Raw genomic sequence first — 13524 nt, 5'->3', positions numbered from 1 at the left:
GGTACCAGTAGGCGGTGCTCGGGAGATCGTCCTGCCGCTCGAACAGCCCGTGGTCCCAGGCCCCGATCTGCTGCAGCGTCACGCGGAGGCGCTCGTCGAAGTAGATCGGGTCGGGCAGGTGCCAGCGGTAGAGCGCATGCATCGGCACCGCCTCCGTCGAGAACGGCGAGGCCCTGGTGACGTCGCGCGTGCTGTGGAAGGGGTAGCCGAAGTACGGCGCGCTGAAGGTGAGGATCTCAGGTTCGGGGTCGGCGCGGGCTCGTCCTGGAACGCCCACGCACCGCCCGCGTAGTCCTCGGACCGGTGCTGCACAGGCTCGGGAACTCGTCGTCGTCGTCGACGAAGAACTTCATCTCGCCCTCGCCCCACCAGTAGCGCTGGAGGGAGGCCAGCGCGATGTAGGTGCCGAGGTAGGTGCCCCGGCCCTCCACGCCGTCGAGCACGACGCGATCCTTCCCAGTGCGGTGGTGCCGTCCGAGCGCCGCCACTGGGCGTGGAAGTACTCGGTGCCGGCGTCCAGGGCGTCGCCCGTCGTGTAGTCGACCTGGAAGAACACGTGCGGCAGGTCGCCGCCGTGCTGGTTCTCGAGGGTGAGGCGGGCGCAGCGGCGGAACGGCATGGGGATGTAGCTGTATCATCCCCCCGGTCGGCGCGACGACGATCGGGATCGAGGTCACCAGCGCCCGGGTCGCGAAGCCGTTGCAGAAGAAGTCGCCGAGGGGGACCTCGACGGCGGGCTGGTCGGAGTCGTCCCAGTACGCCCGGAGGACCAGATCGCGCAGGACGAAGGGACCTGCCCTCGGTGCGGTCGGCCACGGTGATCCAGATGTGCCTGATCACCCCCGGGCCCTCGATCTCGGCCAGGGTCAGCGTCTCGCCCGCGGCCAGCAGGCAGGAACGCCGTGCCGGCCGGGACCGAGATCGGAGGCGGTCCTGGCCGCCGCGCCCGACGCTCCGGTCGGGTTCTCGGCGTTGATGGAGCGGCTGCGGACGCCGCGCTCGCGGGTGGTGGTGCGCAGGGGATGTTCATCGGTACTCCTCGGAGACGGAGGTGGGCAGGAGGGTGGGGCGGATCACTTGACGGCTCCCGCGGTGACGCCGCGGCTCAACGTCCGCTGGAAGAGCAGGAAGAAGATCAGCGTGGGGATGAGCGAGAGCAGCGAGCCCGCGTTCACGACCGTGATGTCGATCGAGTGCTGGCCCCGCAGGGTCGACAGGGCGATCGGGACGGTCTGGGAGGCCGGGTCGCTGAGCAGGATGAGCGGGATGTAGAACTCGTTCCAGGTCCAGATGAAGAAGAACACCAGCAGCACCGAGAGCGTCGGCCGGAGCACCGGGAACACCACGCGCCACAGGATCTGCCAGCGGCCGGCGCCGTCGATCGCCGCGGCCTCGAGCAGCTCCTTGGGGACGGTGGCCATCACGCTCGCGAGGATGTAGGTGCCGAACGCGCCCTGCAGCACCGTGAAGACGATGATCACGGCCCACGGGGTGTTCAGCGTGCCGGTGGCCTGCGCCCCGTAGAAGAGCGGGTAGATGAGCGCCTCGTGCGGGAGCATCGTCGAGATCAGGAGCAGCGCCAGCACGATGCCGCTTCCGCGGATCCGGCCGACGCCGATCGCGTAGGCCGCCAGGAGCGCGACGCCGACGCCGGCCACGGCGACGACACCCGAGATGAGCAGCGAGTTGCCCAGCGCCACCGGGTAGTCGACCCGCCCCAGATACGAGGTGAACGCCTCGAGGGTGAAGGACGTCGGGAAGGCGAGGGCCCGTTCGCGGGTAGTCCGCTCCGGTCTTGAAGGCGTTGAGCACGAGCAGCCAGAACGGAGCGAGCATCAGCAGGGCGAAGGCGGCCGCCAGCACGAGCATCAGCCAGTGCATCAGGGTGCGGCGGAAGCGGTGCTCCGCGCGGGAGCGTCCACGGCGGTCATCGCACCACCACCCTCGCCGTCTCGCGCCGCTGCCACCAGAGCAGGACGCCGGCGATCGCGAAGATCAGGACCGACATCAACGTGGCGATCGTCGACCCGTAGCCGACCTGCGACAGCTCAGAAGTTGCGGTACGCGTAGTAGGAGGGCACGACGGTCAGGCTCTCGGGCCCGCCGCCGGTCAGGATCAGGATCGGCGCGAAGCACCTTGAGTGCGCCGACGGTGGCGGTGAGGACCACGATGAAGACCTCCGGACGGATCTGCGGGACGGTGATGGCCGTGAAGCGCCGCCACCAGCCGGCGCCGTCGAGCTCGGCGGCCTCGTAGAGCTCGGGGTCGACCCGCTGGAGCGCGGCCATGAAGATGACGACCGGGTAGCCGATCTGCAGCCAGACGAGCATCAGCATCACGGCGTAGATCGCCGTGGTCGGATCGCCAGAGCCAGTCGGGCGGATCCGAGATCCCGATGGCGCGGAGGGCGGCGTTGAGGCTTCCGTCACCGAGTCGAGGATCCAGCTCCAGATGAAGCCGGCCACCGCGATCGGCAGGATCTGCGGCAGGTAGAAGGTGGCCCGGAGGAACGAGGCCGCGCGGGCGCCGAAGCTCCTCGCCGAGGTAGTCGAAGAGCAGCGCGGCCAGGACGATGCCGATCGCGGTCGGGATGACGACGATCGCCACGATCATCGCCACCGAGTTCGAGAACGACTGCCAGAACTGCTCGTCGGCCAGCAGCGCGGTGTAGTTGCCGAGGCCGTTCCAGCGCATCGGCGCCAGCCCGCCCTTCCAGCGGAACAGGCTGAAGAAGACGTTCATGGCGAAGGGGGCCACCACCACGACGACGAAGCCGACGGCGATGGGGAGGAGGTAGAGCCAGTAGCCGGCGCGGCCCGCCGCCCCGGTCGGCGCGCCGCGGGGCGCGCCGACCGGGGCGGCGGCCGCGGGGGGCGCCGCCGGAGGACGGGGTGGTGCGGAGGTCATGATGGTCCTTCCGTGGATCCGGGTCAGCCCTCTTCGACGACCGCGCGGCCGTCGTCGTAGAACTCCTGCAGCTTCTGCAGGTACTCGTCGGCGGTCTCGTTGCCGTTGGACATCGCCTGCATGTTGTTCTGGATGAAGTCGAGGAGCCCGGGGACCAGGTAGTCCGGGTAGAAGGTCAGGGCGTCGTCCGCGACGGAGCTCGTCGAAGCGCGCGGTGAACTCCTGGGTGAGCGGGTCCTCGATGGTGGCGGTGTCGCCCGCCAGCGGGAGCCCGCCCTTCCCGCCGATGAGGTTCTGCACCTCGTCGCTCAGCGTGATGTCGATCCAGTCGGCCGCGAGGTCCTTGTCGCCGGCCTTCGCGGGGATGCCCCAGAGGTGCCCCGACGAGCCCATCGAGAGGTCCGCCCCGGGGAGGGTGAAGTAGCCCCACGGGAGACTCGGCCTGCTCGCCGATGCGGGCGAACTCGCCGTTGTTCCAGATGAGCATCGCCGCGTCCTGGCCGAGGAAGTTCACCGTGGCCTGCTCGAACGAGAGCCCCCGAGGTCCTCGACCGTACCTTCTCGATCCAGTCCTGGAAGCGCTGCGTGCCCGACGCCCACGGGTCCTGGCTGAAGTCGATGTCCTTCCGCAGGAACATGAAGTCGTCGATGGGGGTGCGGTCGTCCCCGGCGGCCTGCGAGACCAGCGAGTACCAGACCCACATCTGGTTGAAGCCCTGACTGGTCGCCGCCGAGCTCCGGATCGGGGTGACACCTCCTGCGCGAGGAGCTCGTCCATCGCGGCCTCGAAGTCCTCGATCGTGGTCGGCGGCTCGGTGATGCCGGCCTTCGCGAAGAGGTCCTTGTTGTGAGTAGGCATCGTACTCGCCGATGTTCGGGACGCCGTACCAGTCGCCGGAGCCGGCGTTGCCGCTCTCGTCGTAGCGGGCGAAGGACGACATCCCGCCCGACACCTTCTCGTCCCAGCCGCGCTCCTCGACGAGGTCGGTGATCGGGTCGAGCAGGCCCTGCGCGGCGAGCTGGCCGCCGTCGGAGTTGCCCTTGTTGAACTCGATCACGTCGGGGACGTCGTTGCCGGTCAGCAGGATCTTGGCGTTCTGCCGGATCGCGTCGAAGCTCGTGGTCTGGTAGTCGACCTCGACATCGGGGTGCTGCTCCTCGAAGAGCTCGACCGCGCGCGCCCAGCCCTGACCCTGCGCCGAGTCGGGGTTCTCGTACTGCAGGATCGTGAAGGTCCCGTCGCCTCTCGGCTGCTCCGCCGGCGGACGAGCAGGAGACCAGGGTGGTCGCGCTCAGAAGTGCGGCGGCGGCGAGGGCGAGTGCGCGACGGGGTCGTCGGGGGTGTCTCATGCCAGCTTCCTTGCTTTCGTGATGGGGAGGGACTGCCGCGGGCGTGCGCCCATGGCAGGGGTCGGAGGGTCGCCGCAGGCGCGACGACGGGAGGAGGTGAGCGGGTGATCCTCGGATCGGCAGTGCGGGTCGGCGGGAGGGCGGCGCGAGGGCGCCCGGACGACGGCGGCGGGTCAGCCCGGCGGCCCGACCGACTCGCGCAGGACGAGCGGGCAGCGCATCAGCCGGTGCTCGTACGGGAGCGAGGACTCGCCGCGGATCCGCAGCACGGCCCGCTCCATCGCCCAGGCGCCCATCTCGGCGTGGGGCAGGGCGACGCTGGCGAGTCCGGGAGGACCGAGTCGGCGACGGCGATCTGGTTGTCGAAGCCCACGATCGAGAGGTCCTCTGGCACGCGCAGGCCGGCCGTCCCGCCGCCTGGTAGAACGCGAACGCGAGCCGGTCCGAGAAGCGAGACCGCGGTCGGCCGGTCGGAGAGGGAGAGGAGTGCGGTGGCGGAAGGGAATCCGTCGCGCGTCTCCGGACCCGGGGCCGCCACGACGATCGACTCGTCGAGCGCGATGCCCGCGTCGGCGAGCGCCCGCTCGTAGCCGCGGCGGCGCAGGGTGGCGGCGATGTAGCGCTCGTCCGCGACGCCGCAGTAGGCGATGCGGCGGTGCCCGCGCCTCGAGGAGGTGCCGGACGGCGTCGTAGCCGCCCTGCTCCTCGTCGGGGACGACGAGGTCGACGTCGGTCCGGTCGGCGGAGCGTCCGTCGAGGACGACGACGGGCACCGACGTCGGCACCAGGGGCAGCTCGACGTCGCGGTGGAACTCGGCAGCGGAAGACGAGGGCCTCGATGTCGCGCTGCAGCAGCGACTTGACCGCCGCCGAGTCGAGGTCGTGGTTGCCGCCGGAGTCGATCAGCATGAGCAGGTAGCCGAGCGTCCAGGCGGTGTCCTGCGCGCCGCGCACCATGCCCCCGCGAACGGGATGCTCGCGACGCCGTCGAGCATGCCGATGGTGTGCGACTTCCGGGTCTTCAGACCGCGGGCCAGGAGGTTGGGCACGTAGCCCATGTCGTCCGCGGTCCTGCGGATCGTCGCCGCGACCGAGGGTTCACCCGACCGCGGTCGCGGTCGTTGAGGACGAGCGACACGGTCGACGCGGACACGCCCACGTGCCGTGCGATGTCCTTCAGCGTCAGCATCGACACTCCCTCCGTCAAACGATTGATGCGACCGTAAAGTCGTCAATCGCGTTGACGCAACGGACGAGTCGATCGTGATCGAACTCAGCTTCCGAGGGGGTGCGGCGCCCCGGATCCGACGGCCGAGCGGGTCGATCCGGCACTGCTGACGTGCAGCAGATCGGCGGGCCGGAGCATCCTCGGCCCGGAGCGTGGAGATCCTCGCTCCGTCGACTCACACCACGCTGATCCACAACATCCCGACGGACTGCACGTCCGGGCACGCACAGCTGTCCGGGGGTCTGCTCACCACGGATTCCGCACTGCGACGAGGACGAGAGCGGTCATCGTGTCGACCGTGCTGGCGCCCGCGCCCTCCACTCTCGACTTCCACTGAGCGCACGCCTCTTCGCCGGGACCCGTCGACGAGTTCCCGCCGAGTCGAGCGGATCCGACGCCCCGGCGACTCGTTACGCTCACCACATGGGTCGGGGGATCACGAGTGTCAGTGCATCCATCGGGGCCGCGCTGCTGCTGCTCGTCTCGCTGTCAGGATGCGTGACGCCTCGCGAGTCGCCCGACGCTGCCGCGGGAACGACTCCGACGTCTGCAGAACCAGTGCCGGAGCTAGCCCGCGCCGGCAGCGACGGTCGAAGCCGACGTGCTGGCTTCAGCTCGACCGACGCCCTCAGCCGCATCGACGTGCGCGCCGATCGAGCTGTACGAGCCGTGGTCGTCCGAACGACCATCGGTGTCGTCGTTGGGTGGGCAGCGCCTGCGCATCCCGTCGGACCAGGGTCCGCGGGAGCACGCGAACGGCGACGTCGTGGCGGACGAGGCCGGCCGACCAGTCGCCTATGTCGTCGCACCCGATGACGTGTGGACCGTCGTGTGCTGGCCGTTTCTGCCTCCGCGTCGACTACATCAACGCACTCAACCAGGTGCGGCCGGAACTCGGCATTCACGTTGTACGCCAGGAGACACCCTGAACCTCAGCCCGTACACCGTGACATCGGTCGGATCGGAGAACGGCGAGGTCTCCGACAACAGCCCGCCTGATCCCCTGCCCGAACAGAAGTAGCGTCGACCGTCGCTCGTCCTCGGGCCGAATCCTGCGGTGCGGACCAGTGCGTCGTCTGAGATCGTCGCTCGAGGACCGACCGGATCGCCGATCCCCGGACGCTCACGCGGTCCGGGTGGTCGGTCCACGCGGCGCGGATGCGGTCCAGGGTCCGCAGCGTCGCGGCGGTGCGGCGCTGGTCCGGCCCCGGATCGGCGCCGCGGACCAGGTCCACGAAGCGGGCCACCTCCGGGGCGAGCAGGTGCGCCGGGGGCGGGATCTCGCGCACCGTCGGCGCGGCGCCGTCGACCGGTCGGACGGTGATCGAGCAGGGCGCGACGACGCGGTCGATCTCCAGCGTGGCGTCCTCTCCCTGGATCGTGCTCGACGCGAACGAGGTCGTGATCTTCGAGACGCTCACATCGACGACGACGTCGCCGTAGTCGAGGAGCGCGATCCCCGCGCCGTCGACTCCCCCGCCACGGCCACGCGCAGGCCGGCGACTCCGCGGGGCTCGCCGAACAGCCCGATCACCGTATTCACGGCGTAGACACCGAGATCGAGGAGGGCCCCGCCGCCGTCCGGGTCGAAGGTCGAGCTGGACTCGCCGCGCAGCACCGCGGGGTACCGGGAGGAGACCTTCTCGAACCGGAACGAGGCGCGACGGAGGCGACCGGCGAGGGGCAGAAGGCGCTCCAGCTCGAGCGTGCCGGGGTCGTAGGCGGATCGAACAGCCTCCATCAGGACGACACCGGCTCGGTCGGCCTGCGCGACGAGGTCCGCCCACGCGGGCGCGTCCGTCACTCCCGGCTTCTCCACCAGGACGTGCTTGCCCTGCTCGATCGCGAGACGCACGTGCTCGGCGTGCAGCCGATTCGGGGTCGCGACGTACACGGCGTCGATGTCGTCGAGCGCCAGCGCGCGCTCGAGATCGGTCGGAGCGGGAACCGCACCGACGCTGTCCGCCAGGATCCTCGCCCGACCCGCGTCGCGGGAGTGCACCGCGTCGACGCGGATCCCGGAGACCACGTCCACCGCGCGGCAGAACCCGGTCGTGATCGTCCCGTGCCCACGGTCAGTACTCGGATCATCCGCCGGCCCTCCTCACGACCTCGGGCCGACGTCCGGACCCGGCGTCCGTGCGGTGGGACGCGTCGTGCGACCGTAGGGGCGTCGGACGCGTCGACGCGAGACCCCGTGCCGAGACCCGCCCCGGTGCCGGCTCATGCCCGGGGCCCGCGACCGCGCAGGCGGAGCCCCGCCGCCACCCCTCGGAGCCGCTCCGTCCAGCGGTCGGTGAGAGTCGTTCGAGAGGGCCAGTGCCTCGGCGCCCGGGTCAGCTCCGGCGCTCGTGTTCCGGATGGCGCGCAGCGCGCGCTCCTCCGGCGTGGGCTCGGGGTTCCGCGGCTCCTCGCCCGGATCGGTGGGCGGCTGCGTCGGGACCATGGCCTCCACCCTAGGCTCGCGCGTTCCTGCGAGCCCAGGCCGAACACCGCCCCGCCGTGGCGACTCCGGGGAAGTTAGGTTAGGTTGGCCTTCGCAGCCCACGTACCCTCCCTGCCGAAGGACACCAGTGCCCGCCATCCGCACCCCGCCGCCTCACCGCCGTCGCCTCGCTCGGCCTCACCGCCCTGCTCTCACGGCCTGCTCCGGAGGCGCCGACGCCGGCTCCGACTCCGCCCCCTCTGGCGCGTCGGCCGGCTTCCCCGTCACCGTCGAGCACGCCTTCGGCGAGACCACCGTCGAGTCGGCCGACCGCGTCGTCGCCACCAGCTGGACCAACCAGGACGTCGCGCTCGCGCTGGGCGTTGTTCCCGTCGGCTTCGCCCGCGCCTCCTACGGCGACGAGGACGGCGACGGGCTGCTGGCCTGGACGAAGGAGGCCCTCGACGCGAGCGGCGCCGAGACTCCCGAGCTCTTCGACGAGACCGACGGCGTGCCCTTCGAGGCGATCGCCGACCTCGCGCCCGACGTGATCCTCTCGGCCTACTCCAGCATCTCGCAGGAGGACTACGACACGATGTCGCAGATCGCCCCGACCGTCGCGTACCCGGGTCTGCCCTGGGGCACGACGTGGCAGGACTCCGCGAAGCTCGACGGCGCCGCCCTCGGGCTCGCGGACGAGGCCGAGGCGAAGAGTCGCCGAGGTCGAGGACGAGATCGCCTCCACGGTGGCCGAGCACCCCTCTCCTCGAGGGGACGACCTTCACCTACGGCTGGTACGACCCCACCGACGCCAGCTCCTTCACCTGCTACACGCCGAACGACGCGCGGGTGAAGTACGTCGAGGACCTCGGCCTCGAGGTCGCGCCCAGCGTCGTCGAGCTCTCGGGCGACTCCGAGGCGTTCAGCGGCACCCTCAGCTCCGAGAACGCCGACCAGCTCGACGCCGACGTGCTCATCGTCTACGGCGACGAGACCACCTTCGCGGCCCTGCAGGCCGACCCGCTGCTCTCGAAGATCCCGGCCGTCGCGCGCAGCTCGGTCTACGTCCTCACCGACGGCTCGTCCCTCGCGATGGCGACCTCCTCGCCCAACCTGCTGAGCATCGCCGTGGGGTCTCGACGAGTACGGCGGGGATGCGGCGGCCGCCGACAAGGTGTCGTGAGCACCGGCGCCTCCGCTCCTCCCCGGCGCCCCGCCCGCGACGACACTCGCGGGCGGGGCGCCGCGCCTGCGCCCCCTCGGGCTCGGCGCCGTCGTCGTCGCGCTCGCCCTGGCCTCGATCGCCTCGCTCGTCTACGGCTCGCGCGAGATCCGCTCGCCGAGATCTGGCCGGCGCTCACCGCGCCCGACCCCGCCTCGATCGTCGACGCCGCCGTGCAGGGCCGCGTCCCGCGCACCGTGCTCGCTCTGCTGGTCGGCGCCTCCCTCGGGCTCGCCGGGGCGGTCATGCAGGGCATGACCCGCAATCCGCTCGCCGACCCGGGCATCCTGGGGCTGAACGCGGGTGCGTCCCTCGCGGTGGTCCTGGGCATCTCGGTCCTCGGAGTGACGACCCTCCCGCAGTTCGTCTGGCTCGCGTTCCTCGGCGCGGCGGCCGCCGGGGCCTTCGTCTACGCCGTGGCGTCGCTCGGCCGCGACGGAGCGACTCCGCTCACGCTCGCCCTCGCCGGAGCCGCGACCGCCGCCGCGCTCACCTCTCTGATCAGCGCCGTGCTGCTCACGCAGGACGAGACGCTCAACCGCTTCCGCTTCTGGCAGGTCGGCGGCGTCGGCGGCGCCGAGACGACCGGGATCCTGCAGGTGCTGCCGTTCCTCGCCGTCGGCGCGGTGCTCGCGCTCGGCAGCGCGCGCGGCCTGGACGCCCTGGCGCTGGGCGACGACCTCGCGACAGGTCTCGGCCGCCGTGTGGCCGCATCCGCCTGGTCGCCGGCATCGCCACCGTGCTGCTCTGCGGCGCCGCGACCGCCGTCGCAGGGCCCATCGGATTCATCGGCCTCGTGGTCCCGCACCTCGCGCGCCGGTTGACCGGTCCCGCGCACACGTGGCTGCTGCCCGCCTCCGCCCTGCTCGGCGCCCTGCTCCTGCTCACCGCCGACGTCGTCGAGCGCGTCGTCGCGCGGCCCAGCGACGTCGAGGTCGGCATCGTCACCGCCCTGATCCGGAGCGCCCGTGCTGATCGCGATCGTGCGCCGCTCGAAGGTGAGGGCCCTGTGAGTGCTGCCACGTCACTCCGCTCGTCCGGTGACGGTTCCGCAGTGGCGCCGGGCATCATCGCCGGGCGGACCCGGCGCGCCCGCCGCACCGCGTTCGGCTGCGCGGTCCTCGCCGCCGTCGCGCTCGCACTCGTGCTCGTGTCGCTGAGCGTCGGCAGCACCTTCTACTCCCCGTCGAGGTCGTGCGGGTGATCCTCGGCGACACGGTGCCCGGGGCGTCGTTCACCGTCGGCACCCTGCGCCTGCCTCGGACCCTCACCGCGGTGCTGGTCGGCACGGGCTTCGGCATGGGCGGCGTGATCTTCCAGACGCTGCTGCGCAGCGCACTCGCCAGCCCCGACATCATCGGCATCACGTCCGGGGCGAGCGCCGCGACGCCGTCGTCGCGATCGCGTTCCTCGGGCTGTCGGGCGTCGCCGTCTCGGTGATCGCCGTCGTCGCCGGCCTCCTGACCGCGCTCGCCATCGCCGGGCTGGCGGGGCGGGGCGGAGTCGCGGGGGCGCGCCTGATCCTGATCGGCATCGGGGTGGGCGCGATGCTCCAGAGCGTCATCGCGTACGTGCAGACGCGGGCCGACTTCGAGGACGTGCAGGAGTCGCTGCGCTGGCTGACCGGCAGCCTCAACTCGGCGATGTGGGAGGGCGTGCCGCCGCTCGCGCTGGCGATGCTGGTGCTGGTGCCGCTGGCGCTGCTGCTCTCGGGGCGGCTGCAGGTGCTCCAGCTCGACGACGACTCCGCCACCGCGCTCGGCGCCTCCGTCGGGCGCGACCGCACGGCGCTGCTCGCGGTGGCCGTGGGCCTCGTCTCGGTCGCGACCGCCGCCACGGGGCCGATCGCGTTCATCGCGTTCGTGTCGGGTCCGATCGCCCGGCGCATCGTTCCGGAGGCGCGGTCGCTGCTCGTGCCGTCCGCCCTCGTCGGCGTGGTGGTCGTGCTCGCGGCCGACCTCGTCGCCCAGTACGTCGCGGGGCTCGCCTTCTCGGGCGCCCGCTTCCCCGTCGGAGTGGTGACCGGTGCGCTCGGCGCGCCGTTCCTGCTCTGGCTCCTCGCCCGACGCACCCGCACCGGAGGCACCCTGTGACCGCATCGCCCACGTCCGCGACCCCGGGGGTCGCCTCCGCCCACCGCTCGCTCGCGGTCGACGGCGTGACGCTCGCCTACGACGAGCGCGTCGTCGTCGACGGCCTCTCGCTCGAAGTGCCGACGGGAGCGATCAGTGTGATCGTCGGAGCGAACGCCTGCGGCGAGTCGACGCTCCTGCGCGCGATGGCGCGGCTGATCACCCCGCGCGCCGGAGCGGGTCCTGCTCGACGGGCGGGCGATCCACAGGCTGCCGACCAAGCAGGTCGCGACGCAGGTGGGCCTGCTGCCGCAGACCCCGATCGCGCCGGAGGGCATCGCGGTCTCGGACCTGGTGGCGCGCGGCCGCTACCCGCACCGCGGCTGGTTCGGACGCGGCTCCTCCGCCGACGACGACGCGATCGTCGAGGACGCCCTGCGCGCCACCGGAACCCTCGAGATCGCCGACCGCCCGGTCGACGAGCTCTCGGGCGGCCAGCGCCAGCGCGTCTGGATCGCCCTGGCACTCACCCAGCGCACCGACGTGCTCCTGCTCGACGAGCCGACCACGTACCTCGACGTCTCGCACCAGATCGAGGTGCTCGACCTGCTCACCGACCTCAATCGCTCGCGCGGCACGACGATCGTGATCGTGCTGCACGACCTGAACCTCGCGGCGCGGTACGCCGATCACCTCTTCGCCGTACGGGCCGGCGCGCTGTACGCCTCGGGCACGCCGGCCGAGGTCGTGACGTCGGAGGTCGTGCGCGCGGTGTTCGGGATGGAGTCGCGGATCATCGAGGACCCGGTCTCGCGCACGCCGCTGGTGCTGCCGATCGGGCGGCACCACTCGGGCTGACGTCCTGGTCCATCCTCGAAAGTCGTCGTACTCGAGCGCGAGTACGACCTTCTACTGCGGAGTCGACGCGTCCGCGAGTGCCGGCGGGGCGCATCCGGGGCGCGAGTGGTCGCGGGACGGGGCCTGCTCGGAGTCCGGGCCCGGCCCGCGTCGACTCGGGCGTGCGGCACGACGCGACTCGACTCGGAACGGGGCTCGGTCCGGGTCCAGAGCCCGCCCCGCGTCGACTCCACCGCGCAGCCCGACCCGAGTGGACTCGAACCGGGGCCCGTCCCGACCCCGGAGCCCGCCCCGCGTCGACTCGGCGGCCGCGAGAACGGAGTGGGACGGCCGCGCTCCCGCTCGGTCCGCGTCCAGCACCACCCGCCCGTCGAGCCCCAGCCGCTCCAGGAACGCCTCGTCGTGGCTCACCACGACCAGCCCGCCCCGCCAGGCCGCGAGCACCTCCACGAGATGGTCGGTCGTCGCCAGATCGAGGTCGTTGGTCGGCTCGTCGAGCACGAGGAGCTGCGGAGCCGGCTGCGCGAGCACGAGTCCGGCGAGGGCGGCGCGGAACCGCTCCTCCCGACAGGGTCGCCGCCGTCCGGTCGACGATCGCGCCCCGGAGCAGCAGCCGGGCCAGCGCGTTGCGCAGCTCGCCGGCCGGCACGGCGGGGGCCGCGCGCGCGACGTGCTCGAGCACCGTGCGGTCGTCGTCGAGCAGTCCCTCCCGGCGCTGCGGGAGCCGGCCGATCCGGTCGGTGAGCGCGGTGGCGTGCGTGTCGGCGATCGGATGCGGCCGCGCCTCCGCCCGCACGAGCTGCTCGAGCAGCGTGGTCTTGCCCGTGCCGTTCGCGCCGACCACGGCGATCCGCTCGGATCCCTGCAGCACCGTGGTGCGGCGCGCGCACCGTGATCTCGGCGAGCCGCCGCCCGGCTGGCACCCCCGGGTCCGGCAGCTCGATGCGGACCGCGTCGTCGTCCAGCACCGCGCGCAGCGCGGCGTCGACCTGTTCGCGGGCGCGCGCCTCCGCCTCGCCGTGACCCGAGCGGAGCCGCCCGGCCGTTCCCTCGGCCCTGTTCTTCCGTGCGTTCGCGAGGATCTTCGGCATCGACCTCGCCGATCGGGCGCCCGCCCTCGCCCGCCGCGCGATGGTCGTCTCGGCCTCGATCCGCTGCGCTTCTCGGCGCGCAGCAGCTGATCGGCGTCGCGCAGATCGCGCTCGGCCGCCGCCCGCTCGACGGCGAGGCGCTCCTCGAAGTCCGAGAACGTGCCTCCGGAGGTGCGGAGCGCACCGCCCCGCAGCTCGGCGATCTCGTCGACGTGCTCGAGCAGCTCGCGGTCGTGGCTGACCACGATCAGCGTGCCGCTCCACCGGTCGACCAGGTCGAGCAGCAGGCCGCGCGACCGCCGGTCGAGGTCGTTGGTGGGCTCGTCGAGCACGGCGATCGGCTTGTTCCGGAGGAGGACGCCCGTCACCG

General features: G+C 72.1%; 13 protein-coding genes and 3 pseudogenes. 5 read left to right on the top strand and 11 right to left on the bottom strand.

Annotated elements, in window-relative coordinates:
• Positions 1 to 58: 58 nt before the first annotated feature.
• The 10 genes and pseudogenes from AC0CII_RS18345 to AC0CII_RS18300 all read right to left on the bottom strand — a co-directional run.
• Positions 59 to 277 (bottom strand): annotated as a pseudogene (locus tag AC0CII_RS18345) (DUF2961 domain-containing protein); the annotation flags it as partial.
• The gene (locus AC0CII_RS18340; RefSeq protein WP_465230994.1) at positions 237 to 773 is read right to left on the bottom strand and encodes a DUF2961 domain-containing protein; all 537 of its coding nucleotides are present in this window, start codon (positions 771 to 773) and stop codon (positions 237 to 239) included. The gene AC0CII_RS18340 and the pseudogene AC0CII_RS18345, both read right to left, overlap by 41 nt.
• A gap of 300 nt (positions 774 to 1073) precedes the next feature.
• On the bottom strand, positions 1074 to 1700 hold the full coding sequence (locus AC0CII_RS18335; RefSeq protein ID WP_465230260.1) for a carbohydrate ABC transporter permease: 627 nt from the start codon (positions 1698 to 1700) through the stop codon (positions 1074 to 1076).
• A 307-nt stretch (positions 1701 to 2007) separates the two neighbouring features.
• Positions 2008 to 2490, bottom strand: coding sequence for a carbohydrate ABC transporter permease (locus tag AC0CII_RS18330; protein WP_465230993.1), 483 nt, complete (start codon positions 2488 to 2490; stop codon positions 2008 to 2010).
• 726 nt (positions 2491 to 3216) lie between these two features.
• Positions 3217 to 4131 (bottom strand): extracellular solute-binding protein, encoded by a 915-nt coding sequence (locus tag AC0CII_RS18325; RefSeq protein ID WP_465230992.1) that lies wholly within the window; start codon positions 4129 to 4131, stop codon positions 3217 to 3219.
• A gap of 347 nt (positions 4132 to 4478) precedes the next feature.
• Positions 4479 to 4874, bottom strand: coding sequence for a substrate-binding domain-containing protein (locus AC0CII_RS18320; protein WP_465230991.1), 396 nt, complete (start codon positions 4872 to 4874; stop codon positions 4479 to 4481).
• 286 nt (positions 4875 to 5160) lie between these two features.
• Complete coding sequence (locus AC0CII_RS18315; RefSeq protein ID WP_465231131.1) at positions 5161 to 5316, bottom strand: hypothetical protein; 156 nt, start codon at positions 5314 to 5316, stop codon at positions 5161 to 5163.
• Positions 5280 to 5447 (bottom strand): LacI family DNA-binding transcriptional regulator, encoded by a 168-nt coding sequence (locus tag AC0CII_RS18310; protein ID WP_465230259.1) that lies wholly within the window; start codon positions 5445 to 5447, stop codon positions 5280 to 5282. Before AC0CII_RS18310 ends, AC0CII_RS18315 begins: the two co-directional genes overlap by 37 nt.
• A 971-nt stretch (positions 5448 to 6418) precedes the next feature.
• The gene (locus AC0CII_RS18305) at positions 6419 to 6907 is read right to left on the bottom strand and encodes a hypothetical protein (RefSeq protein ID WP_465230258.1); all 489 of its coding nucleotides are present in this window, start codon (positions 6905 to 6907) and stop codon (positions 6419 to 6421) included.
• On the bottom strand, positions 6904 to 7545 hold the full coding sequence (locus AC0CII_RS18300; protein WP_465230990.1) for a Gfo/Idh/MocA family protein: 642 nt from the start codon (positions 7543 to 7545) through the stop codon (positions 6904 to 6906). The genes AC0CII_RS18305 and AC0CII_RS18300 overlap by 4 nt, the downstream gene beginning before the upstream one ends.
• Before the next feature lie 514 nt (positions 7546 to 8059).
• Between AC0CII_RS18300 and AC0CII_RS18295 the strand changes: the two genes are divergently transcribed.
• The 5 genes and pseudogenes from AC0CII_RS18295 (at position 8060) to AC0CII_RS18275 (ending at position 12063) form a co-directional block, all read left to right on the top strand.
• On the top strand, positions 8060 to 8764 hold the full coding sequence (locus AC0CII_RS18295) for an ABC transporter substrate-binding protein (RefSeq protein WP_465230257.1): 705 nt from the start codon (positions 8060 to 8062) through the stop codon (positions 8762 to 8764).
• A 239-nt stretch (positions 8765 to 9003) separates the two neighbouring features.
• Positions 9004 to 10337: pseudogene (locus AC0CII_RS18290) on the top strand (FecCD family ABC transporter permease).
• Positions 10328 to 10573 (top strand): iron chelate uptake ABC transporter family permease subunit, encoded by a 246-nt coding sequence (locus AC0CII_RS18285; protein WP_465230256.1) that lies wholly within the window; start codon positions 10328 to 10330, stop codon positions 10571 to 10573. The pseudogene AC0CII_RS18290 and the gene AC0CII_RS18285 overlap by 10 nt, the downstream one beginning before the upstream one ends.
• Positions 10570 to 11226 (top strand): FecCD family ABC transporter permease, encoded by a 657-nt coding sequence (locus tag AC0CII_RS18280; protein WP_465230255.1) that lies wholly within the window; start codon positions 10570 to 10572, stop codon positions 11224 to 11226. The genes AC0CII_RS18285 and AC0CII_RS18280 overlap by 4 nt, the downstream gene beginning before the upstream one ends.
• A pseudogene (locus AC0CII_RS18275) lies at positions 11223 to 12063 on the top strand (ABC transporter ATP-binding protein). The gene AC0CII_RS18280 and the pseudogene AC0CII_RS18275 overlap by 4 nt, the downstream one beginning before the upstream one ends.
• On the opposite strand, the gene AC0CII_RS18270 reads toward AC0CII_RS18275, so the two are convergent.
• On the bottom strand, positions 11999 to 12907 hold the full coding sequence (locus AC0CII_RS18270) for a hypothetical protein (RefSeq protein WP_465230989.1): 909 nt from the start codon (positions 12905 to 12907) through the stop codon (positions 11999 to 12001). The pseudogene AC0CII_RS18275 and the gene AC0CII_RS18270 sit on opposite strands and share 65 nt — an antisense overlap.
• Positions 12908 to 13524 lie beyond the last annotated feature (617 nt).

The sequence above is a fragment of the Rathayibacter sp. AC182 genome (genome assembly GCF_979253875.1).
Note: the sequence above shows the minus strand (reverse complement) of the source record. Positions and strands in the feature narration are given on the sequence as shown.

Excerpts from the sequence above, each read along its gene's own strand:
- AC0CII_RS18310 (WP_465230259.1), bottom strand. The coding sequence starts at position 5,447 with ATGCTGACGCTGAAGGACATCGCACGGCACGTGGGCGTGTCCGCGTCG.
- AC0CII_RS18315 (WP_465231131.1), bottom strand. The coding sequence starts at position 5,316 with ATGGGCTACGTGCCCAACCTCCTGGCCCGCGGTCTGAAGACCCGGAAG.